Origin of the sequence: Variovorax sp. DXTD-1 (assembly GCF_003984625.1) — a bacterium.
GTDB lineage: Bacteria > Pseudomonadota > Gammaproteobacteria > Burkholderiales > Burkholderiaceae_C > Variovorax.
Genome location: NZ_RWKH01000003.1, coordinates 76,186 through 97,984, shown reverse-complemented (window position 1 = coordinate 97,984; position 21,799 = coordinate 76,186). Strand labels below are relative to the sequence as shown.

The following is a 21,799-nucleotide window of genomic DNA, read 5'->3' as shown; positions in this document are numbered from 1 at the left end:
TCAGTGAACATACACATGGTTACGCCGCCGCTGCAAAATGGGAACCCATGCAATACAACCGCGCGCCCATCTTCTCCAGGTTTTCGCTGCTGCGCAGCTTCGCCGCCGTGCCGCTTGCGCTGGCCGCGACCCTTGCCGCCGCACAGCCTGATCCTTCGGGTTTCCCGCTGGAAGCCGTGGGCTATCTCAACGAGGAACTGCCCCGCATGGAGGCCGCCATCGCGGCCCGCGACCGCAGCTTCTTCCACGGCGCCACCGCCCGCGTGGTGCAGTTCTCCGAGCGCTGGGGCTTCAAGGCCCAGGCCAACCCCGACCTGGCGAAGTACCCGATGTGCACCGAGGCCGTGATGGACTATGCGGTGGTCGGCATGTGCAAGCTCAACCCCTCGGGCGACGTGTGCGAGCCCGGGCTGGCACCGCGCTTCGAAGCCAACGTGCAGCGCTGCCGCGAGCTTGCCGCGCGAAAATAGCGTTCCCGTCTTTCGACGCAAAAGAACATCCCCCGCACGCATGCGGGGCGGAGACACGCATGGACTACACCCGCTACCAGACCCTTGCCATCACCCGCCGCGGCATCCACGATGCGGTGCTCGACATCCAGATGCGCGCGGCCAACGGCAAGCTGCCGACGGCCGGCCATGACGGCCACCGCGAGCTTGCCGAAATCTGGCGCAACGTGGCGGCCGACGACACGGTGCGCTGCGCGGTGCTGCGGGGCGAAGGGCTGGGCTTTTCCGGCGGCGGCGACCTGGCCATGGTGCAGGACATGACCACCGACGACGCTGTGCGCCAGCGGGTATGGAAAGAAGCGCGCGACCTCGTCTACAACATCATCAACTGCGACAAGCCGATCGTCAGCGCCATGCACGGCCCGGCCGTGGGCGCCGGGCTGGTGGCGGGGCTGCTGGCCGATATTTCCATTGCGAGCAAAGGCGCGAAAATCGTCGACGGCCATACGCGCCTGGGCGTGGCGGCGGGCGACCACGCGGCCATCGTCTGGCCGCTCTTGTGCGGCATGGCCAAGGCCAAGTACCACCTGCTGCTGTGCGAGCCGGTGAGCGGCGAGGAGGCCGAGCGCATCGGCCTGGTGTCGCTCGCGGTGGACGAGGCCGACCTGCTGCCGCGCGCCTACGAAGTGGCCGACCGGCTCGCAGCCGGCAGCCAGAGCGCGATTCGCCTCACCAAGTACGCGCTCAACAACTGGCTGCGCCAGGCCGGGCCAACCTTCGACGCCTCGCTGGCGCTCGAATTCATAGGCTTTGCCGGCGCCGACGTGCGCGAGGGCGTGGCCTCGCTGCGCGAACGGCGGGCACCGAATTTCGGCTGATCAAGCCGGCGGGTAGGCGACGCCGGCCGAGCTCGATACCCACGGCTCGTACTTCCTCATCGCGCGCTCGAACAGCTGCGACCCGGTCCAACCCGCGAGCCAGCTGCGCAGCTGTGGCCAGGGCTGGCTTTCGAGCCATGCAGGATCGACCATTGCGAACTGCCGCACGAAGGGCATGACGGCGGCATCGGCCAACGTGGCTCGCGCGCCGAAAAGCTGGCCCGAACCCGCGGCAAGCATTGCCTCGAGCCGCAACAGAAATTGCGAGCCGCTTTCGCATGCGTTCTCGGGTAGTTCGCTGAACCGTCCTGGGTATTTGTAGCGGTCGAGCTGCGGCTTGAAGTCGTTGTCGCAGGTGGCGATGAGCGCGAGCATGTCGTCCAGCGTGCCCGCCTCGGGCTCGAGCCAGCGCAGCGGGTCGTTGCGGCGCAGGGCCCACAGCATGATGTCGAGGCTTTGTTCGAGCACCGTAGCGCCGGGCAGCACCAGCACGGGCACCGTGCCCTTGGGCGACGCGGCGAGCATCTCGGCGGGCTTGTTCTTCAAGACCACTTCGCGCAGCTCGCACGGCTCGCCGCTGGCGGCCAGCGCCAGGCGGGCGCGCATTGCGTACGGACAACGGCGAAAGCTGTAGAGAACGGGAAGGCTCAAGTGCTGCATCTGACGCAAGAGTCTATGCGGGGCCGGGCGGAGAATTGCTGCATGGGATAAACGCAACATGGTTGCATTGATTCATATAATGCAATTCTGTTGCATATAAAGCCACGCCCATGAACCAACGCCTTCCCGTTACCGTGCTGTCCGGCTTTCTCGGCGCCGGCAAGACCACGCTGCTCAACCACATCCTGCACAACCGCGAGGGGCGGCGCGTGGCGGTCATCGTCAACGACATGAGCGAGGTCAACATCGACGCGGCCCTGGTGCGAAACGGCGGCGCCCAGCTTTCGCGCACCGACGAGAAGCTGGTCGAGATGAGCAACGGCTGCATCTGCTGCACGCTGCGCGAAGACCTGCTCATCGAGGTGGGCCGGCTCGCGAAGGAAGGGCGCTTCGACCAGCTCGTGATCGAATCGACCGGCATCTCGGAGCCGCTGCCAGTGGCCGAGACCTTCACCTTTGCGGGCGAGGACGGCAAGAGCCTGGCCGATGTGGCGCGCCTGGACACCATGGTGACGGTGGTCGACGCCTTCAACTTCCTGCGCGACTACGGCTCGCCCGACAGCCTGGGCCAGCGCGGCCAGTCGCTCGGCGATGAAGACACGCGCACCGTGGTCGACCTGCTGATCGAGCAGATCGAGTTCTGCGACGTGCTGGTGGTCAACAAGACCGACCTGGTCACCGCCGAAGAGCGCGGCCGGCTGATGGCCATTCTGCGCAGCCTCAACCCGCGTGCGCGCATCGAGACATCGGAGTTCGGCCGCGTCGCGCTCGACCGCGTGCTGGACACGGGCCTGTTCGATTTCGATCAGGCCGAACAGGCGCCCGGCTGGCTGGCCGAGCTGCGCGGCGAGCACCCGGCGGAGAGCGACACCTACGGCATTCGCAGCTTCGTGTACCGCGCGCGGCTGCCGTTTCATCCGCAGCGCTTCTGGGACCTGGTGCAAACCGAGTGGGAGGGCGTGGTGCGCTCCAAGGGATTCTTCTGGCTCGCAAGCCGGGCCACGCGCGCGGGCTCATGGTCGCAGGCGGGTGGCGCCTGCCGCTACGGCGTGGCCGGCCTGTGGTGGGCCGCGGTGCCGCGCGAACACTGGCCTGCCGATGAAGAAGCGTTGGAGATCATCCGAAAGAACTGGGATCCCGCCACCGGCGATGCGCGGCAGGAGCTGGTGCTGATCGGCATTGGAATGGACGAAGCCGACCTGCGCGCGCGGCTCGATGCCTGCCTGCTGACGGAGAGCGAAATGCGCTACGGCGCTTCGTGGTGGGCCAACCTTCCGGACCCTTTTCCGTCCTGGAACGTGTAGCCGTCCCGAGGCGACGCTCAGCCCCTGCAATCCCCGCAGGTGCCGTGCAGCGTGAGCGCGGTGTGGCGCGTGTCGATGCCTTGCTTGCGCAGCTCGCGGCCGAGCCGGCTCATCACCTTGGGCAGTTCGGGGTCGGAAGGCAGCGCCAGCACCTTGTGGCATTGGTCGCACTCGAAGATGTTGCCCGAAGCGGCTTCCACGTGGCGCGCAAAGCGGTTGATGCGGTCCGCGCCCACGCGGCGGTCGCACAGGCCGGCCTCGACCAGGCGGTCGAGCACGCGGTAGATCGTCACGCGGTCGGGCGGGGCTCCGGTGGCACCGGTGTAGGCGGCAACCACGTCGTCGTGCGTGAGCGGCTGCGGCGCGTGCTCCAGCAGGTCCAGCACGGTTTGTGCAGCGCGCGTCACGCGCAGGCCGCTGCTGCGCAGCAGGGCTTCGCTGCCTGATGCCGTGGAGGGAGAGGGCTTTGGGTGTGGGCTCATGGGTTTTGCGTGAACCGCCATTGTGTTGCATTCCGTGAGCCCGCGCCCCGGTTGGCCCGAATGCGCTAAGGTCTGGTTTTTGGCGTCTCTGAATACCTTCTACCGACCATGTCCCGCTCCCCGATCGAAATCGAAACCGCTCCCCATCCCACCGCCACGGTGATCGTGATGCATGGCCTTGGCGCCGACGGAAACGACTTCGTGCCGATTGCCAACGAACTCGACCTGTCGAGCGTGGGGCCCGTGCGCTTCGTGTTCCCGAATGCGCCGGTGATCCCGGTCACCATCAACGGTGGCTACCAGATGCCGGCGTGGTACGACATTGCGGTGGCCGACCTGGCCGCGCGCGAAGACGAGGCGGGCCTGCGCCGCTCGCAAGCCGCGATCGAATTGCTCATTGCCAACGAGAAAGCCCGCGGCATCAAGGCCGAGCGCATCGTGGTGGCCGGTTTCTCCCAGGGCTGCGCCATGGCGCTGATGACCGGCCTGCGCCATACCGAGCGGCTGGCGGGCATCGTCGGCCTCTCGGGCTATCTGCCCATTGCAGCCACCACCGCGGCGGAGCGCCATGCGGCCAATCACGAAACCCCGGTTTTCCTGGCCCATGGCCGGCAAGACCCGGTGGTGCCGTTCGACAGGGCGCTGATGTCGCGCGACGCGCTCACCGCGCTGGGCTACACCGTGGAGTGGCATGAATACCCGATGGCGCATTCGGTCTGCATGGAAGAAATTGCCGACCTGAACCGGTTTTTGCTGCGCGTGCTGGCGGCATAACGCGGCGGCCTGCGACTGGCTCCAGCCTTCCATCCGGCCACTCCAAAAGCGCAAGCTCCATGAACTCTGCTAGCAAAACGATAGCGGCGGCCAGCATAGCGGAAGGAGGGATTCCCTGCACGAGCAGTGCCCGCGCGGGCGTGCTACCTTCCAGCCCCTCAGAAGATCGACGGGTATAACAATATGAGCAGCAGATTGCAGGAAAGGTTGGGTGCACTCTCAGCCGCGCGGTTGAAGGGGATGCGGCGGGGCATCGAGAAGGAAAGCCTGCGCGCGCTGCCGGACGGCAAACTTGCGCTCACGCCGCACCCCGCCGCACTGGGCTCGGCGCTCACTCATCCGCACATCACCACCGACTTCAGCGAATCGCAGCTCGAACTCATCACGGGCGTGCATGCCGATGTCGAATCCGCGCTCGAAGAGCTGACCCGCGTCCACCAGTTCACCTACCGCGTGCTCGACACGCTCGGCGACGAGCGGCTATGGGTGTCGAGCATGCCCTGCGGCCTGCCGACCGACGAAACCATTCCCATCGGGCGCTACGGCTCCTCGAATGTGGGGCGCGCCAAGAGCGTCTACCGCATGGGCCTGAGCCACCGCTATGGGCGGCGCATGCAAACCATCTCGGGCATTCACTACAACTGGTCGCTGCCCGATGTGTCGAGCGAACAGTATTTCGCGCTCATCCGCAACTTCCGGCGCCACGCCTTCCTGCTGCTGTACCTGTTCGGCGCATCGCCGGCGCTGTGCTCGAGCTTTGTCGCGGGCCGCCCGCACGAGCTGCAGCCGCTGGGCGACGGCAGCATGTTCATGCCGCACGGCACGTCGCTGCGCATGGGCCCGCTCGGCTACCAGAGCGATGCCCAGGCCTCGCTGGCCGTGAGCTACAACAGCCTGGAGGGCTACGGCGCCTCGCTGCAGGACGCGCTCACGCGGCCCTGGCCGGCCTACGAGGCCATCGGCATCCGCAACCTCGGCGGCGACTACAACCAGCTGGGCACCAGCCTGCTGCAGATCGAGAACGAGTTCTACGGCACCATCCGCCCCAAGCGCGTGATCAACCCCGGCGAGCGCCCGCTGCATGCGCTGCGCGAGCGGGGCGTCGAATATGTCGAAGTGCGGCTGATGGACCTCGACCCCTTCGAGCCGGTGGGCATCAATGCGCAGACGATGCGCTTCATCGACGTGTTCCTGCTGCAGTGCCTGCTGAGCGACAGCCCGGCCGACACCCCGCAGGAAATTGCCGAGCTGGCCCACAACCAGCACCTCACCGCCGCGCGCGGGCGCGAGCCGGGCCTGCACCTGCTGCGGGGCAGGCGCGAGGTGGCACTGGCCGACTGGGGCATCGAACTGGTGGAGCAATGCCTGCCCATTGCCGCCGCGCTCGATGCCGCGAACGGCGGCACGCACCATGCCGACGCGGTGCAAGCGGCGCTTGCCGCCCTGCAAAACCCGGACAGCCTGCCTTCGGCTCGCGTTCTGGCGGCGGTGGAGCAACGCCACGGCAACTCCTTCATCGGCTTCATTCGCGCGCAGTCCGAGCAGACTCGCGCGGCGCTCCTGGCCCTGCCGTTCCCGCCCGAGCAGCAGGCCGAGTTCGAGCGCATGACCGAGGAATCGATCCAGGAGCAAAAGCGCATCGAGGCCGCCGACACCATGCCGTTCGAGATCTACCGCGAGCAGTACGTGTCGCCGGCTCGCCTGGGGCTTGGCCGTGGGCGGATGGCCGTCGCGGCCTGACCCGGCTGGCTGTCCTACGCGTCTCAGCCAAGGTGCAGCCCGCCTGACGACAGGCGCGGGCGCCTATGGCCTACAGGCATTGGCCTGCATGACTCACCGCGCGCGGGGCCGCGCCGGAGACCATGGGCAGCATGCACCCCGCAAGCAGCAACAGATTCGTATTCCGGCCCGTGGCGCAGCCGGAGATCCCGGCATGAGCTTCAAGGCCTATCTTGTCGAGGACAGCGCCCTCATCCGTGAAAACCTCGTCGGCTTCCTGCACGATGTGGCCGATGCGGAGGTGGTCGCCTGCGCCAGCAGCGAGGAAGAGGCGGTGCGCTGGCTGCGCCAGCATCGCAACGACTGGGACCTGACCATCGTCGATCTTTTCCTGGAGCGCGGCAACGGCCTGGGCGTGGTGAGAGCCTGCCGCGACCGCATGGCCAGCCAGAAAGTCGTGGTGCTGAGCAACTACGCCACCTCCGACATGCGCCAGCGCGCCGCCCAGCTGGGCGCCGATGCCTTCTTCGACAAGTCGGCCGAGCTCGACCAGCTGGTGGCTTACTGCGAAACGCTGCGTCACGCGCGTGACTGAGCGCGCGCGCGGCCGCTCGCGCCGACGTGCTTTTCTGGGGTAAAACGCCACGCGGCCGCCCGCGGCGGCCATACGCATACCCCACCCCAAGCAAAGAAAGCAGAGAGCAAGAGATGACCCAAAGCACCATCGACTTCAAGGGCCGAGTGGCCATCGTGACCGGCGCCGGCGGCGGCCTCGGCCGGCAGCATGCGCTGGCCCTGGCGGCGCGCGGCGCCAAGGTGGTGGTCAACGACCTGGGCGGCGCGGCCGACGGCTCGGGCGGCTCGGTGAGCGCCGCGCAAGCCGTGGTCAACGAAATCAAGGCCGCCGGTGGCGAGGCCATGGCCAACGGCGCCTCGGTGACCGACTTCGACGCGGTGCAGGCCATGGTGCAGCAGGCCGTCGATGCCTGGGGCCGTGTCGACATCCTGGTCAACAACGCCGGCATCCTGCGCGACAAGAGCTTTGCCAAGATGGACCTCGCCGACTTCAAGCTGGTGGTCGACGTGCACCTGATGGGCGCGGTGAACTGCACCAAGGCCGTCTGGGCGCTCATGAACGAGCAGAAGTACGGCCGCATCGTGATGACCACTTCGTCTTCGGGCCTGTACGGCAACTTCGGCCAGAGCAACTACGGCGCCGCCAAGCTCGCGCTCGTCGGGCTCATGCAAACGCTGAGCATCGAAGGCGCCAAGAACGACATCCGTGTCAATTGCCTCGCGCCCACCGCGGCCACGCGGATGACCGAGGGCCTGATGCCGCAGGACGTGCTCGACGCCCTCAAGCCCGAGGCGGTGGTGCCCGCCATGCTGGTGCTGGCCTCCGGCGACGCGCCGAATCGCACCATTCTTTGCGCTGGCGCAGGCACCTTCGAGGCCGCGCACATCACCCTTACGCAAGGCGCCTGGCTGGGCATCGGCGCGGACACGCCCGAGCAACTGGCCGCGCGGCTTGCCGAGGTGACCTCGCGCGAGGGCGAGATCGTGCCCCAGAGCGGTTCGGCCCAGGGCAGCAACGAAGTGGGCAAGGCCATGGCCAACGCGAACAAGGGCTGACGCAAACCCGTTCACGGCGCTTGACCTGGAGTGCACTCGAGCATTTCCAATGAATTCACCGGGACTTCCGGTTCATTCATTCCACGAGGAAATGCAGCCATGAACACGACGACAGACAACAAGGCGCTGGTGCAGCGCATCCATGCCGCGCTGGACGAGGGCAACGGCCAGCTCTTCATCGACAGCCTGGCCGACGATGCCGCCTGGACGCTGGAAGGCACCACGCCCTGGTCGCGCACCTATGCGGGCAAGGCGGCCATCCGCGAAGAGCTGATCAAGCCGCTGTTCGCGCAGTTCGCGGGCCCCTACCGGAGCAAGACCGAGCGCATCATTGCCGAAGACGACCGGGTGGTGGTGCTGTTCAGCGGCGACGTGCCCACCAAGGCCGGCAAGCGCTACAACAACCGCTATTGCTACGTCTATCGACTCGAAGGAGGCAAGGTGAAGGAACTGACCGAGTACTTCGACACCGCACTGGTGCAGGAGGCGCTGCAGGCGCCGTCCGCCGCCGCCCATGCCGGCTGACGGCGGCACCCCGTTCCACATCGGCGAGCTTGCCACGCGCACCGGCCGCACGGTGCACGCCATTCGCTGGTACGAGGCGCAAGGCCTCGTGCCCGGCGTTTCGCGCGACGAGGGCGGCCGGCGCCTCTACGGCGAGTTGCACGTGGGCTGGCTCGACCTGATGGACCGGCTGCGCCGCACCGGCATGACCATTGCCGAGATGCGGGAATACACCGCGCTCGCGCTGCAGGGCAAGACCACGCTGCCGCAGCGGCGCGACCTGCTCGCGGCGCACCGCGCGCGCGTGACCGAAACCATTGCCGAGTGGAAGCGCGCCTTGTCGCTGGTCGACCGCAAGATCGACTTCTACGACGAGTGGATGCACACGGGCCACCGCCCGCCGTTGATTCCGGTCGAGACACCCGGCCCCAAGGCTCCCGCGCGGAAGCCCCGCACCCGGCGGTGAGCACGGGCGCTTGCCGGAGCTACTCCGCGATAAAGCCCGCGTCCTTGCGGATCGAGTCGCGGTCGCGGTGGTTGTTCAGCCGGCCCAGCGTGTTGTCGAGCAGGCGCTTGAGCTTTTCGGCCGCGCCGCGAAAGGCTTCGTCCAGGGTGGTGGCGTATTGCGTCACGGCCAGCGGCTGGTGGTGCGCAAGCCGTGCTTCCATCACGCAGCACTTGTTGCCCGCACCGGCCTTGTCGTGGTTTTCGTCGCTCAGATGCACTTCGACGCGCGTCACGTCGTCGACGAAGCGGCTCAGCTGTTGCTTGATCTCCGTATCGGCCCAGCGCTCCAGCGCGTCCTTGTTGTTGACACCGTTGCTCGTGTTGACCTGAATCTGCATGCCGTGTTCCTGCTGATGGATGAACGAGCCCCTACTGTGCGCCCTAAACAGGCCGGGCGCGCGTAGGCGTGTTCCCCACCTTGGGGCAGGCATGGGATCAACTCTGGATATAGGTCGTGAGCTGCGCGATGGTCACTTCGTGGTCGGCAATGATGTCGTCCATCAAGTCCTGGATGGAGATCATTCCGACCACCTTGTCGCCGTCGACCACCGGCAGGTGGCGGAACTTGCGCTGGCTCATGAGCGCCATGCAGGCGCGCGTGCGGGTTTGCGGGGTCACGGTCATCACGTCGGGCGTCATGATCTCCGAGACCTTCATTTCCTTGGAGTTCTTGCCCTGCAGCGCCACCTTGCGGGTGTAGTCGCGCTCGGAGAGAAAGCCCACCAGCTTCTCGCCGTCCATCACCATGAGCGCGCCCACTTCGAAATGCGCCAGGGTGGCCAGCGCGTCGAACACGCTGGCGTCCGGCGAGGTGCGCCAGGCCGCGGAGTCGTGGCGCTTGAGCAGTTCGGAGACGGGTTTCATCGCGGTAACTCCATCAAAAGTTTCAATTCGACCGACGCGCCGATGCGCCGCGTTCAGTCAAATGATAGGGGCGGAACAGCCCCCCGCGATGCAAAACATCTAATGGATTGCACGTGTCTCGCCGAGACGCGCGCCAACGCGAACTAAGGTGTTGGTGCCAGCACGCGGCTGAGCGCCACCGGGTCGCCGATCACCGACTTGACCAGGCCCTTCTCGTCGAAGTTGACCTGGTACTCGGACCAGCTGTCGCGCCAGTAGCGCCACGTGGGTGCGTCGAGGCTGGGGTTCTCGGCCGCAACGGGGTAGCCGACGGCCATCAGCACCTGCTCGCGCGTCATGCCGGGCATCACCTTCACGGAAAGGATGGCATTGCGGATCGCGGGCGGAAAGGCCGCCATCTTCTGCTTGGGGTCTTCGGTCACGACGTAACGCCTGGCAAAGTCGATCAACGTGATGTTGCGGCTGTAGTCGTTCTTGATGCGCTGCGGCTTGCCGGCCAGGTCGGCGCTGAACCAGCGCATGTCGTAGGCCGTGATGCGGGCCGGCGTGCCCACGGCCACGATGCTCGTGCCTTGCTCGTCGTAGTTGATGTCGCTGATGGAGCTGCCGTAGGTGCGCATGTTGCAGCACAGGTAGCCGTCGATCATCGGGCCCTGCGGCGGCGTGGGGCGCTGGGCATGGGCAACGGTTGCGACTGTCGCGGAACCAACGGTGGCTGCCAGCAGGGCGGCAGCGGCAAGGCGCTTGAGCATGGATTTCCCTCGGATGATTATTTGAAAGCGGCTGCAGGTGCAGCGCGCGGATTCTAGGGGCGCGCCGCGCCGCAGCGCAGGCAAAATGGCCGCCTGCAGCTATGGAAAATGTAGCGGTGTGATCTGCCGCACGTTCCCCGTCGACAATGCGCACCCGGCCTTCGGGCCTGCCCCCTCCCCAGACAGAGCGAAACGAAAGAGCATCCATCGATGGCGATCCAGTGGTTCCCCGGGCACATGTACACGACCCAGAAGGCCATCACCGAGCGGGTGAAGGACATCGACGTGGTCATCGAACTGCTCGACGCGCGGCTGCCCGGCTCCAGCGCCAATCCGATGCTGGCCGAGCTCACGGCCGGGCGGCCCTCGCTGAAGGTGCTCAACAAGCAGGACCTGGCCGACGCCGCGCGCACCGCGCTATGGCTCGCGCACTACAACGCGTTGCCGGCCACGCGCGCCATTCCGCTCGACGCGAGCCAGACCACGCCGGCGCAGGCCATCGTGCGCGCCTGCCACGAGCTTTCGCCCAACCGCGGCGGCATGGCCAAGCCGATGCGCGTGCTGATCTGCGGCATTCCCAACGTGGGCAAGTCGACCCTCATCAACACGCTGACCGGCAGCCGCAAGGCCAAGACCGGCGACGAGGCCGGCATTACCAAGCTGGAGCAGCGCATCACGCTGGCCGACGACTTCTACCTGTGGGACACGCCCGGCATGCTGTGGCCGCGCATCGTGGTGCCCAAGAGCGGCTACAACCTGGCGGCGAGCGGCGCCGTGGGGCGCAATGCCTTCGACGAGGAAGAAGTGGCGCTGGAGCTGCTCAACTACCTGAAGGCGAACTATGCCGAGGGCATTACCGCGCGCTTCAAGCTGGCGGAGCACGACGCCGCTGCCATTGCCGCCATGAAGGACGAAGAGCTGCTCGACGCCATCGGCCGCAAGCGCGGCGCGCTGCTGGGCAAGGGCCGCGTCAACCTGCAAAAGGCCGCGGAAATCGTCATGCATGAGTTCCGCGCCGGCAACCTGGGGCGCATCACTCTCGAGACACCTGAAGAGTTCCTGCAGTGGTTGGCAGAGGGCCAGCGCATCGATGCGGAACGCGCGGCCAAGAAAGCGGCACGCGGCAAGAAGCGCAAGCCGGGCGCCGAGCCTTCGGAAGGCCAGGCGCCCGAGCCGCGCTGAAGCACGTCGCGCTCAGCGCATCTGCAGGCGCGCGTCCTTCGGGTAGCTGATGGTGTAGTCGGCCGCCACGCGCGCGGTCTTGCCGGCATCGAGGTCGAAGCTCCACATCGCGAGGCCCGGCTGCTTGTTCCAGGCCAGCTCGCCAGGTTGCGGTGTGAACTGCGCGGCCACGCGCACCTGCTCGTCGACGGAAACCGGCGCGGCCTCGAGCACCTGCACCGCAATGGGCGTGCGGTGGCGGTTCTCCACCACATAGGCGCGCTGCACCTTGCGCTCGGCGCGCGAACCGACAAAGCCGCCTGTGCCCTGGCTGTCTTGCTCGGGCTCGGCCTGCACGCGCACGAGTTCGTCGCGGCCGAAGGAGAGCGTGAGCTTTGCATCGTTGGGCGCATTCCATCGGCCGCTGCCGACGAAGTTGCCGTCGCGGTACAGCTGCAGCGCCCCGGCCGGCCACACACCCGAGGGTTGCGCGAGTTCGGCGACCAGGAAGGCGCTGGCGTCCACGCGCGGGCTGGTGCGCGCCGCGAGCTTCGCCGTGTCTTCGTGCTGGCCCAGTGCCAGCGCCACGCGCTGGCCGTTGGAAGGCACATCGATGCTCTGCGGCACGGCAAATTCGGTGGAAAAGCTGTTGTCGAACACGGCCACGTCGAAAAGCGGCTCTGCAGCTTCAGCCATGGCGCGCTTGCGGTCGAGCGATGCAGCGGGTGCCGGCGCTGCCATCATGGCAACGGCCGGGCTTGCGGGCGCGCGTTGCGGCGGCTCGATGCCGATGCGCCACGCGCTTGGCGTGCGGCCTGTGGTTTCGCGGCGCGGCTGGCCGGTGGAAAGCACCAGCTTCACGCCGCGCCAGTCTTCGCCCGTGGCCTGCGCCACCAGCGCCTGGCGCTCGATGCGCACCTTGCGTGTGGCGGTGTCGAGCAGTGCGCGGTAGGTGGGCGTCCAGCCCGGGCCGTTGACCTGGTAGCTGAGCTTCACGTCGGTATCGGCGCTGGCGGCCAGCGTGACGGTCACGGCCGCGACCTGCGTGCCGTTGCCCTGTGTGCGCGTGCGCTCGGCCAGGAGCGGGTTGAGCTGGCGGTCGATGTCGGTCTGCTTGCGCTGGATCTGGTGCTGCTTCAGCAGCGAATCCTGCCCGGTGCGGCGCATCGCATCGGTCATCGCGGCAAGATTGCGTGCGTCCATCGGTGCGCGGGCGCCTTGCGCCGGCTCGCCGCTACCCGAGAGGCCCTTGAGATAGCCGGTGACCAGGCCGATTGCATCGCTCTCGGCCTGCAGCGCGGCCTTCTGGTCCTCCAGGTCGCGAATGCGGCCGTCGAGCGCACTGGTCGCGCAACGTGCGGAGAGTTCGCGCGGCTCGTTGAGCACCGAGGTTTCGCCCAGGCGCACCGAAGCGCCGGCCGATACCTGCAGGCTCTGCACGTCGAGCCCGGCGGGCAGGCAGGCAAAGGTGACCGACCGGCTGCCGGCCGCGACCCGCGCCACGCGCTCTATCGTGGCGCTGCCGGGGTACACCTTGACTTGCGTGATGCGCGACGCGTCCGCGCCGGCGGCGGTTGCCATGACCTGCGCATTGGCGCCGGTGCCGAGCACCAGGCAGGCTGCGGCAAGGACGGTGGCGCGCAGGTCGGCACGGAAGAAGGAGGAAGAAGAGATTGCTTTCATCGGAGCCTCGGTAGTGGATCGTTCCTCCACTCATACGGCGGGGCTCGCCGATCGGGGTTAAGCCGGTGAAAAAAAGTGCGCTGTCGCCAAGGCAACTGTCGAAGCGGTGCGGGTCGCCCGCGTGACGGCACCCGGTGGAGCCGCTTCGTAGAGTGGCTCTCCGTATCTTTCATCGTCTTCGACGCTCCACCCTTTCTTTTTTGAAAGACCGCCATGCTCGACACCATCCAGGCCATCAACAAGACCGCCGCCTTCAATCGGTGGGCGGGTTTCGAAGTCACCCGCGCCGCCCGGGGCGAAGCCGAACTGCGCATGGAGTGGCGCGAGGAAGACATGGGCCAGTACGCCGGGTTTCTGCACGCGGGGCTCATCGGCGCAATGCTCGACACGGCCTGCGGCTTTGCGGCGTCGACCGTGGCGGGCCGGGTGCTGGCATCGCACTTTTCGGTGAACTGCCTCTCGCCCGCGATGGGCCGCGCCTTCATTGCGCGGGGCAAGGTCGTGAAGGCAGGCCGCAAGCAGGTGTTCACCACCGCCGAACTCTATGGTCAGGGGGAGGGCGACAGCCTCAAGCTCGTGGCGACCGGGAGCGCCATCCTGGTTCCGGTGGAAGAGGCTCCGCCGGTGAAGTGACTTCCGTCTTGCCACCGATGCGCCGGGGCTTGAGCCCGAACAGTGGCCGCAGCCAGTTGAAGCGACGAATCAGCCCGTCGGTGAGCAGCCAGCAGCCGGCGATGGTGAGCACAACCAGCAGCATCGGTTCCAGCACCGGCCCCATCGCGAGCGGTGCCAGCAGCGCAATGCCCGCGATGATCAGCGTCTGGTGCAGCACGTACCACGGGTACACCGACTCGTTGGCCCAGCGCAGCCACGGCCAGGGCCTGTTCAGGTAGCGGTGGCCGTGGCCCAGAATGGTGGCGACCGCCAGCCACAGGTAGAGCATGCGCAGCGTGTCCATCAGCACGCCCGAAGGCGGGCCCTTGGCGCCGAGCCGCAGCAGGATGAAAGCCGCAATCGCCACCGCGGCCAGCGCGAGCGACACGCGGCGCAAACGCGCCAGCTCGCGCCACACGCCCGTGTCCGCTCCCATCCAGTGGCCGTACAGAAACACGGTGAAGAAAATGCTGTGCAGGTAGAAGTCGCGAACCAGGTTGTGCGTCGGCGGAAAGTGCCGGGCCAGCAACATCGTCCAGAGCAGCAGCGGAAGCGCCGGCAGCAACAGCAGCTTCCAGCCGCGCAGCCCGTTGAAGCTGCGCCGCATCCACTGGTCCGCGCGGGAGCGCCACAGCGGCAGCGTGACCGCAATGAGCGCCGTGTAGGTGAACAGGTAGGGCAGGTACCAGAGATGGTTCCAGGTAATGCCGAACTCCGCGCCGGCGAACGCCTGCTTCGGCCATGGGTCGTTCATGGGCAGGTAGCGCAGCAAGAAGGCGCCGAAGCCTGGCGCCACCAGTCCGTTCGCCACGCCTTCGGCATAGGCCTGGTACGGCACGATCATCGCCATGCCGAAGACCAGCGGCAGCATCAACCGGGCGCCGCGGCTGCGCAGCAAACGCCAGGTGCCCTGGTTGCGGCTCAAAAAACCCAGCGACACGCCCGAGATCAGGAACACGAGGTCCATGCGCCACAGGTTGAGCACCCGCATCGGCCACTGCAGCCATTCGGCCGCATGCGGGCTTTTCAGGTGCCAGGGCCAGTCGGCCACGTAGTACATCGCCACGTGGTACAGGATGACCAGCAGGAAGGCCAGCGCGCGCAGCGCATCGATGTCGTGCCGGCGATCGAGCGGGACTGGGGGTGCAGGCATCGAAACTCCTCGAATGACGCAAGAGAGAAGCCGATGGTCCTGTCGGGCCGCCGCCGCCGCGCACCGAAGGGACGGATCGCGCCCTGTTTGTGACGAGCGGTGCCCGTCAGGGACGAAATTCGCCCGCCGGTGCGCGGATCATCGCGAGAATCCCGGACATGGGAGACTCCCGAAAGAACCTGTACGAGCGCTACGAGCCCATCCGCCGCTGGGTGGAAGTGGGCTTCTGGGTCGTCTTCATGGCGCTGCAGGCGGTGTTCAACACCACCGTGGCGTTGATCGATGCGCGCGATCGCGCGGTGCCGCGCGCCGCCTGGGAAATCGTGACCTGGGAGGTGTCCAGTCACCTGGTGCTGCTGGCGCTGGTGCCGGCCGTTGTCGCCGTCCAGCGCCGGCTTTCGCCGCTGGCGCGCACGCATCTGCTGCGCTACCTGGCCTGGCACCTGGCCGCCAGCGTCGTCTTCAGCCTGGTGCACGTGGCCGCGATGTTCGCGCTGCGGGCCATGGTCTATTCGGCCATGGGCGAGCGCTACGACTTCGCGGGCTGGACCGGGCGCTGGGGCTACGAATATCTGAAGGACGTGCGCGCATACCTGTCGATGGTGTTCGGCATCTGGGTGTACGGCGTTTTCATGCTGCGGCTGCAGGGCGAGGCGCGCGTGCTCGACGCACCCGAGGGGGCGCCCGCCGAACCTGATGTCCATCAACCGGCGCCGCCCGCGCAGCCCTCTCGGCCCGAGCGCTTTCTGGTGCGCAAGCTGCGGCGCGAATTCCTGATTGCCGCCGGCGACATCGATTGGCTCCAGGCCGAAGGCAACTACGTCGGCCTGCACGTCAACGGCCACGACTACCTGCTGCGCGCCACGCTCACGGACTTTCTGACGCAGCTCGACCCCGCCCGATTCGTGCGCGTGCACCGCAGCCACGCGGTCAACCTGGGGCGCATCAAGGAGATAGAGCCGCTCGACGGCGGCGACGCCCGGCTGCACATGCACGATGGTTCCACCGTGCCGTGCAGCCGGCGCTATCGCGATGCGCTGCGCGCGGGCCTGGGCTGACGAAGCTGACGAGGAGGCCGCCTCTTCGCGCGTCCTGTTCCGGTGCGGTGTTTGCACTGAGAACGCTCATTTCGCGCCGATGCGCACCATGAAAGAGCCTTCAGGCACCATTTTTGCTTCCCTGCGGCGCTGCCCCGAGCGATTCGGGTGCGATGCACCAATTCAAACCAAAAACTGCAAGAAGCTCCCATGGACGCACTCAAACAGGGCGCAGATGCGCTGTTCATCCTTCTCGGCGCCATCATGGTCTTTGCCATGCATGCCGGCTTTGCCTTTCTGGAACTGGGCACCGTGCGCAAGAAGAACCAGGTCAATGCGCTGGTCAAGATTCTGGTCGATTTCTCGGTCTCGACCGTCGTGTATTTCCTGGTCGGCTATGGCGTGGCGTATGGCACCCACTTCTTCGTGGGCGCGACCGAGCTGGCTGCCAAGAGCGGCTACGAGCTGGTGAAGTTCTTCTTTCTGCTGACCTTTGCCGCGGCCATTCCGGCCATCATTTCGGGCGGCATCGCCGAGCGCGCCAAGTTCTGGCCCCAGCTCATTGCCACGGCCGTCATCGTCGGCCTTGTCTATCCGCTGTACGAGGGCATCGCCTGGAACAAGGCATTTGGCATCCAGGAGTGGATTGCCTCGGCCACCGGCCATGAGTTTCATGACTTCGCGGGTTCGGTGGTGGTGCACGCGGTGGGCGGCTGGCTGGCGCTGCCGGCCGTGCTGCTGCTGGGAGCGCGCCGCAACCGCTACCGCGGCGACGGCTCGCTGAGCGCGCACCCGCCCTCGAACATTCCGTTTCTGGCGCTGGGCGCGTGGATCCTGTGCGCGGGCTGGTTCGGCTTCAACGTGATGAGCGCGCAGACCATCGACAAGATCTCGGGCCTGGTGGCTGTCAACTCGCTCATGGCCATGGTGGGCGGCACGCTGGTGGCGCTTGCCATGGGCAAGAATGACCCCGGCTTTGTGTACAACGGCCCGCTCGCCGGGCTGGTGGCCGTGTGCGCCGGCTCCGACCTGATGCACCCCTTGGGCGCGCTGGTGGTGGGCGGCGTGGCCGGCGCCATCTTCGTCTTCATGTTCACGCTCACGCAGAACAAGTGGAAGATCGACGACGTGCTCGGCGTGTGGCCGCTGCACGGCCTGTGCGGCACCTGGGGCGGCATTGCGGCCGGCATCTTCGGCACGCAGGCGCTGGGCGGCATCGGCGGGGTGAACGTGTGGGCGCAACTCATCGGCACCTTGATGGGCGTGGCGTGGGCTGCCCTTGCGGGCGCGGCGGTGTACGGCGTGCTCAAGGCCGCGATGGGCCTGCGGCTCACGCAGGAAGAGGAATACGACGGCGCGGACCTGTCGATCCATCACATTTCGGCAACGCCGGAGCGTGAGGTGAACTGGTAAGCAAAGCCGGGCTGAAGCGTATTTTCCCTAGATACGCTTCAAATATGAAGCGCATTTGCCTAGAATGCGCTTCATGTGGATCTGGCAAGCCAAAAAATGGCCGCGCTTTGAAGTCGACGCGCAGGCACTGCAACCGGCGCTGTCGGCTGCGCGCCTTGCGCAAGGGCGCATGCTGGGCGTGGCGGGCAACCTTCAACTCGTCGACCTGAGCGAGCTCCAACTCGGCGAGTGGACGCAAGAAGCCATTTCTACCGCGCAGATCGAGGGCGAAACGCTTCAAGTCAATTCGGTGCGCGCCTCGGCGGCCCGGCGGCTTGGGCTCACGCCGGCCGATCGCGTGCCAAGAGATGCGCGTACGGAAGCCACGCTCGACATCGTTGAAGCAGCCGTTGCGCGTTGGGATGAGCCACTTTCAGAAGAGCGGCTTCTCGATTGGCACGCGGCGCTTTTTCCGAACGGACGAAGCGGCATCACGCGCATCGTGACGGGTGGCTACCGAGTCCACGAAGACCCCATGCAGATCGTCACCCCACGCATCGGCAAGCCGGATACGGTGCACTATGAAGCGCCGCCTTCACGTGATGTGCCGGCTCAGATGAAGGCATTGCTCGAATGGTTCGAGGACGGCCGGGAGCAGCCCGCAATGGACGGCATTGTGCGCAGCGCCATCGCGCACCTTTGGTTCGAAACCATCCATCCATTCGAGGACGGCAATGGGCGGATCGGCCGCGCTCTGAGCGACTTGGCGCTGGCGCAGGATCTGCGCAGTAACCAGCGTCTCTTCAGCATGTCTCAGCAGTTATGGCTCGACCGCGTGGGTTACTACAACCAATTGCAGGCCGCCAGTGCCCAGGAGAGCATGGGTGTCACACCCTGGGTACGCTGGTTTGTCGGTTGCGTTGAAAAGGCTTGCCTCGCAACGCTGGCACAGATCCAGGCTGCGGGCGCCAAGGCTGGCTTCTGGGCACTTCTGGACACCGCACACCCGCAACTCACGCCAAGCCAGCGCAAGGTGTTGAACAAGCTCTATGACGCGGGTCCTGATGGATTTCTGGGTGGCATGAGCACAGAAAAATACGTGGCTATTGCGGGCGTGTCGCGCGCCACCGCGTATCGGGAGCTGACCGAGATGGTGGCATCGGGCTTGCTCGAAAGAACAGGGCAGGGCAAAGCAACCCGGTATGCGCTTGTTCGACCGATGTAGCTGCGGCCAGCACAAGAGCAAGAAAGCGCGGCCTGTAGCAAACTCGCTCGACCGCTCCGCTTGAATACTCACCACCGCCAATGACCCAAACGCCCCCCGCCTTCGAAGTCCTCCCCCGCGACATCTCCGCCTACCGCAAGGGCAACATCGGCATCGACTACGTGCACCGCTTCGAATCCGGCAAGCCCGGGCCGCACGTGCTGATCAACGCCCTCACGCACGGCAACGAAATCTGCGGCATGACCGCCGCCACGCACCTGCTCGACATCAACGTGCGCCCCAAGATCGGCACGCTCACCGTGAGCTTTGCCAACGTGGAGGCGTACGAGTCGTTCAACGAGGCGCTGCCCTCCGACAGCCGCCAGCTGGTGCATAACCTCAACCGTATCTGGTCGCCCGAATGGCTCGACGGCCCCGAAGACAGCCCCGAACTGCGCCGCGCCCGCGTGCTGCGCCCCGTGGTGAGCGCGGCCGACCACATCCTGGACATTCACTCCACCAGCCAGCCTGTGGTTCCGTTCTGGGTGTACCCGGCCTATGAGCGCAATGCCGAAGCGGCACTCGCCCTCGGCCGCCCCCCGGTGCACCTGGTCATGCCCGACGGCCTGGGCTCCGGCACGCCGCTGATCCAGCATGGCCGCCACGGCCAGCCCGATGGCAAGGGCGTGGCGCTGGTCGCCGAATGCGGCCAGCACTTCCTGCGCTCAGCGTCAGAGCTGGCCATTGCCATTTCGCTCGACTTTCTGGCGCACTTCGGCCTCATCGACAAAGACCCGGCCGTGCCCGCGCCCGGCCCGCAGCGCCGCTTCGAGCTGCTGCAGACGCACATCATCAAGTCCGAAGAGTTTGCGTTCGTGCGCCCGCTGATCGGCTTCGAGACCTTTGCCAAGGGCGAGCTGATTGCCACCAATGGCCCCGACGAGATTCGTGCACCGTGCGATGAGTGCACGATCTTCATGCCCGCGCAGCACGTGATCGTAGGGCGTGAGGCGGTGTATCTGACGAAGCCGATTTGAGACTGGCTACGCGGCGGACGTTTTCGGCTTCGGAATCGTCCTGCCGCGGCACTTGGGGAAGTTGGCGCAGCCCCAGAAACTGCCTTCGCTCTTGGCCGAGGGTCTCTCGACCATCTTGGTGCCGCAGCTTGCGCAGGTAGGCCGCCAATATTCGCCTTCGTAAGCCACGGCCAGCAATGCGGCTTGCTGCTCAGGCGTACGCTGGCCGATCAGCGCCAGCAATGCGGCGCCATCCTGCGCATGAATGCCGTTGGCCTTCGCAAACGCCTTGGCGTCGGTGGAGAACGCCCCGCTCGTAACATAAGTGCCGCTCTTCAGTTGATGCGACGCCATCACGCCGAAGAACTCCCGCATCTCCTTTACTCCCACCACTCTGCCTTGCCAGTGCTTGCATTGGACGATGCGTGGCACGTCGCTGTGCTTGGACTGGAGCCAGATGTCGACGCCGCCGTCCGCACCGTGCGATTGGCTGCGTGTGGTGAAGCCGGCCTGCGCATAGAGCGCTTCGCACAGGGCCTCGAAGCGGCGCCATTCGATGGCTGCGAGTACGGCCGGGCTCCAGCGCTGCGCGTGCTGCGGCGCGGGTTCTGCGGGAGAGCGGCTTGGCTGGGAAGGCGTTGACGCAAATACAGGCTCGCGTCGCGCGGCGCCAGAAGGTGGTGGTGGTGTGGGCTGCGTCACTTTGGCGATAGGCGGCTGTTGTGCAGCGCGCTTCACCTCAGGGAGCGCCGCCTTGCGTGCGACGAAGTAATGCAGTGCCAGCAGCACCGCTCCGAGCGCCAACGCTGCCCAGCCGGCCGGTCGAAGTGCGGGGCCGATGGTCCCGATGATCGAGCCCTGCATGAAGCTCGGTCCCACCAGCAGCAGAACGCCGACGATGATCACCGTCCATCCCTTGCCCGCCAGTTCTTTTCGTGCGCGCTCCTGGCGTCGCTCGGCTCTTGTCTGCTTGGCCATTGCCCACCCCTGATTTTGAGTGGCGCGAGTTTATGAGGAGAGCGAAATTCAGGCCTCAGGGTGAGTACTCAAGCCGCAATGAATAGCGCCGGATCCACCATCGCCCGGTTCAGCATCACCGACCAGTGCAGATGCGGCCCGGTCACGCGCCCGGTGGCGCCCACGGCGGCAAGCTGCTCTCCGGTCTTCAGCACGTCGCCCACCTTCACGTCGACGCGGCTCAGGTGGCAATACATCGTCAGCAGGCCGCCGCCATGGTCGAGCCACACGGTGCCGCCGTTGAAAAAATAGTCGCCCGTATCGATCACCCGGCCCGGCAGCGGTGCCAGCACCGGTGTGCCGGTGCCGGCCGCGATGTCCATGCCGCTGTGCGGATTGCGCGACTGGCCGTTGAACACGCGGCGCAGGCCGAACGAACTGGAGCGGCGGCCCGGCACGGGGACGCGCATCTGCAGCGAGGCATCGGGCCGCAGCTCGGTGAACGTGGCCATCACGGTGGCCAGGTGCGCGCGTTCGCGCTCGTAGCGCGCCTCGTCTTCTGGCGAGAGGTCGACGGTGCGCGGCGGCACGGTCAGGCGTTGCTCGCGGTATTGCTTGGGCGCCACGGTGTAGGCGATCTGTTTTTCTGCACCGCTTTCGGGGCGCACAACGATACTTGCGTCGCCCGGCGTGGCTGCAAGCGGAATGCCCACGAGCGCCGTCCACTCGATGGCGTCGCCCACCACAAGCAATGGCACATCGCCTGAAAAGGCGGCCGGTCGCTTGGCACTTGGGCCGAGCGACAGGCGTGCGACGCCGCCAGGCACCTGCGACGCGTGGGGCCAGACGTCGGAGCGCTGTTGCTTCGGCTTCGCAGCGGGCGCGGCGCTGACATGCGTTGCAGCGGGCAGCGCAAGCAGGCCCAGCGTGCCGAGCAAAGCGCGGCGGCGATTCAGCAGAGTGGGCGAGAGGAGATCGGAGAAATGGGAGCGGTTGCTGCGCATAAGAGATCGAATG

Annotated in this window: 24 protein-coding genes; 15 read left to right on the top strand and 9 right to left on the bottom strand. The window is 66.5% G+C overall.

What is annotated here, in order from left to right:
- Window positions 1-47 precede the first annotated feature (47 nt).
- Window positions 48-470 (top strand): hypothetical protein, encoded by a 423-nt coding sequence (locus EJI00_RS03915; RefSeq protein ID WP_126746164.1) that lies wholly within the window; start codon window positions 48-50, stop codon window positions 468-470.
- 59 nt (window positions 471-529) lie between these two features.
- Window positions 530-1,327 (top strand): enoyl-CoA hydratase/isomerase family protein, encoded by a 798-nt coding sequence (locus tag EJI00_RS03910; RefSeq protein WP_126746163.1) that lies wholly within the window; start codon window positions 530-532, stop codon window positions 1,325-1,327.
- Here EJI00_RS03910 and EJI00_RS03905 read toward each other — a convergent pair whose 3' ends face one another.
- Window positions 1,328-1,987: a glutathione S-transferase gene (locus EJI00_RS03905; RefSeq protein WP_126746162.1), complete on the bottom strand. Its 660-nt coding sequence runs from the start codon at window positions 1,985-1,987 to the stop codon at window positions 1,328-1,330.
- 110 nt (window positions 1,988-2,097) lie between these two features.
- Between EJI00_RS03905 and zigA the strand changes: the two genes are divergently transcribed.
- Window positions 2,098-3,291 carry a zinc metallochaperone GTPase ZigA gene (gene zigA, locus EJI00_RS03900; protein ID WP_126746161.1) on the top strand — a complete coding sequence of 398 codons (1,194 nt, stop codon included), beginning with the start codon at window positions 2,098-2,100 and terminating at the stop codon, window positions 3,289-3,291.
- Between the two features lie 17 nt (window positions 3,292-3,308).
- Here zigA and EJI00_RS03895 read toward each other — a convergent pair whose 3' ends face one another.
- Entirely contained in the window at window positions 3,309-3,773 is a 465-nt protein-coding gene (locus EJI00_RS03895) for a Fur family transcriptional regulator (protein ID WP_126746160.1), read from the bottom strand.
- 108 nt (window positions 3,774-3,881) lie between these two features.
- Here EJI00_RS03895 and EJI00_RS03890 point away from each other — a divergent pair, with 108 nt between their 5' ends.
- From EJI00_RS03890 to EJI00_RS03865, 6 genes are all read left to right on the top strand, one after another.
- The gene (locus EJI00_RS03890) at window positions 3,882-4,547 is read left to right on the top strand and encodes an alpha/beta hydrolase (RefSeq protein WP_126746159.1); all 666 of its coding nucleotides are present in this window, start codon (window positions 3,882-3,884) and stop codon (window positions 4,545-4,547) included.
- Window positions 4,548-4,730: 183 nt separating this feature from the next.
- Window positions 4,731-6,287 carry a glutamate--cysteine ligase gene (gene gshA, locus EJI00_RS03885; protein ID WP_126746158.1) on the top strand — a complete coding sequence of 519 codons (1,557 nt, stop codon included), beginning with the start codon at window positions 4,731-4,733 and terminating at the stop codon, window positions 6,285-6,287.
- A 193-nt stretch (window positions 6,288-6,480) separates the two neighbouring features.
- Window positions 6,481-6,861 (top strand): response regulator transcription factor, encoded by a 381-nt coding sequence (locus tag EJI00_RS03880; RefSeq protein ID WP_126746157.1) that lies wholly within the window; start codon window positions 6,481-6,483, stop codon window positions 6,859-6,861.
- Window positions 6,862-6,974: 113 nt separating this feature from the next.
- Window positions 6,975-7,898 (top strand): SDR family NAD(P)-dependent oxidoreductase, encoded by a 924-nt coding sequence (locus tag EJI00_RS03875; RefSeq protein WP_126746156.1) that lies wholly within the window; start codon window positions 6,975-6,977, stop codon window positions 7,896-7,898.
- A gap of 99 nt (window positions 7,899-7,997) precedes the next feature.
- The gene (locus EJI00_RS03870; RefSeq protein ID WP_126746155.1) at window positions 7,998-8,423 is read left to right on the top strand and encodes a nuclear transport factor 2 family protein; all 426 of its coding nucleotides are present in this window, start codon (window positions 7,998-8,000) and stop codon (window positions 8,421-8,423) included.
- Window positions 8,413-8,868 (top strand): MerR family transcriptional regulator, encoded by a 456-nt coding sequence (locus EJI00_RS03865; RefSeq protein ID WP_126746154.1) that lies wholly within the window; start codon window positions 8,413-8,415, stop codon window positions 8,866-8,868. Before EJI00_RS03870 ends, EJI00_RS03865 begins: the two co-directional genes overlap by 11 nt.
- Before the next feature lie 19 nt (window positions 8,869-8,887).
- Here the strand turns inward: EJI00_RS03865 and EJI00_RS03860 are convergent, their stop codons facing one another.
- The 3 genes from EJI00_RS03860 to bamE all read right to left on the bottom strand — a co-directional run bounded on the left by EJI00_RS03860 (window position 8,888) and on the right by bamE (window position 10,525).
- Entirely contained in the window at window positions 8,888-9,247 is a 360-nt protein-coding gene (locus tag EJI00_RS03860) for an HPF/RaiA family ribosome-associated protein (RefSeq protein ID WP_126746153.1), read from the bottom strand.
- Between the two features lie 97 nt (window positions 9,248-9,344).
- Window positions 9,345-9,773, bottom strand: coding sequence for a CBS domain-containing protein (locus EJI00_RS03855; RefSeq protein WP_126746152.1), 429 nt, complete (start codon window positions 9,771-9,773; stop codon window positions 9,345-9,347).
- Between the two features lie 143 nt (window positions 9,774-9,916).
- The gene (bamE, locus tag EJI00_RS03850) at window positions 9,917-10,525 is read right to left on the bottom strand and encodes an outer membrane protein assembly factor BamE (protein WP_126746151.1); all 609 of its coding nucleotides are present in this window, start codon (window positions 10,523-10,525) and stop codon (window positions 9,917-9,919) included.
- Window positions 10,526-10,735: 210 nt separating this feature from the next.
- Here bamE and ylqF point away from each other — a divergent pair, with 210 nt between their 5' ends.
- Window positions 10,736-11,707 (top strand): ribosome biogenesis GTPase YlqF, encoded by a 972-nt coding sequence (gene ylqF, locus EJI00_RS03845; RefSeq protein ID WP_126746150.1) that lies wholly within the window; start codon window positions 10,736-10,738, stop codon window positions 11,705-11,707.
- A 12-nt stretch (window positions 11,708-11,719) separates the two neighbouring features.
- Here the strand turns inward: ylqF and EJI00_RS03840 are convergent, their stop codons facing one another.
- A complete protein-coding gene (locus EJI00_RS03840) occupies window positions 11,720-13,369 on the bottom strand; it encodes a DUF4139 domain-containing protein (protein WP_126746149.1) in 1,650 nt (549 codons plus the stop codon).
- 213 nt (window positions 13,370-13,582) lie between these two features.
- Here EJI00_RS03840 and EJI00_RS03835 point away from each other — a divergent pair, with 213 nt between their 5' ends.
- Window positions 13,583-14,002, top strand: coding sequence for a PaaI family thioesterase (locus EJI00_RS03835; RefSeq protein WP_126746148.1), 420 nt, complete (start codon window positions 13,583-13,585; stop codon window positions 14,000-14,002).
- Here EJI00_RS03835 and EJI00_RS03830 read toward each other — a convergent pair.
- The gene (locus tag EJI00_RS03830) at window positions 13,938-15,176 is read right to left on the bottom strand and encodes an acyltransferase family protein (RefSeq protein ID WP_126746147.1); all 1,239 of its coding nucleotides are present in this window, start codon (window positions 15,174-15,176) and stop codon (window positions 13,938-13,940) included. The genes EJI00_RS03835 and EJI00_RS03830 overlap by 65 nt on opposite strands.
- Before the next feature lie 158 nt (window positions 15,177-15,334).
- Here EJI00_RS03830 and EJI00_RS03825 point away from each other — a divergent pair, with 158 nt between their 5' ends.
- From EJI00_RS03825 to EJI00_RS03810, 4 genes are all read left to right on the top strand, one after another.
- The gene (locus EJI00_RS03825; protein WP_126746146.1) at window positions 15,335-16,234 is read left to right on the top strand and encodes a LytTR family DNA-binding domain-containing protein; all 900 of its coding nucleotides are present in this window, start codon (window positions 15,335-15,337) and stop codon (window positions 16,232-16,234) included.
- 189 nt (window positions 16,235-16,423) lie between these two features.
- Window positions 16,424-17,626 carry an ammonium transporter gene (locus EJI00_RS03820; protein ID WP_126746145.1) on the top strand — a complete coding sequence of 401 codons (1,203 nt, stop codon included), beginning with the start codon at window positions 16,424-16,426 and terminating at the stop codon, window positions 17,624-17,626.
- Between the two features lie 73 nt (window positions 17,627-17,699).
- Window positions 17,700-18,830 (top strand): Fic family protein, encoded by a 1,131-nt coding sequence (locus EJI00_RS03815; protein WP_185868061.1) that lies wholly within the window; start codon window positions 17,700-17,702, stop codon window positions 18,828-18,830.
- Between the two features lie 80 nt (window positions 18,831-18,910).
- Entirely contained in the window at window positions 18,911-19,846 is a 936-nt protein-coding gene (locus EJI00_RS03810; protein ID WP_126746143.1) for a succinylglutamate desuccinylase/aspartoacylase family protein, read from the top strand.
- A gap of 6 nt (window positions 19,847-19,852) precedes the next feature.
- On the opposite strand, the gene EJI00_RS03805 is transcribed toward EJI00_RS03810, so the two are convergent.
- Window positions 19,853-20,803 (bottom strand): restriction endonuclease, encoded by a 951-nt coding sequence (locus tag EJI00_RS03805; RefSeq protein WP_126746142.1) that lies wholly within the window; start codon window positions 20,801-20,803, stop codon window positions 19,853-19,855.
- A 68-nt stretch (window positions 20,804-20,871) separates the two neighbouring features.
- Window positions 20,872-21,786, bottom strand: a complete 915-nt coding sequence (locus EJI00_RS03800; protein ID WP_126746141.1) for a M23 family metallopeptidase — start codon at window positions 21,784-21,786, stop codon at window positions 20,872-20,874.
- Window positions 21,787-21,799 lie beyond the last annotated feature (13 nt).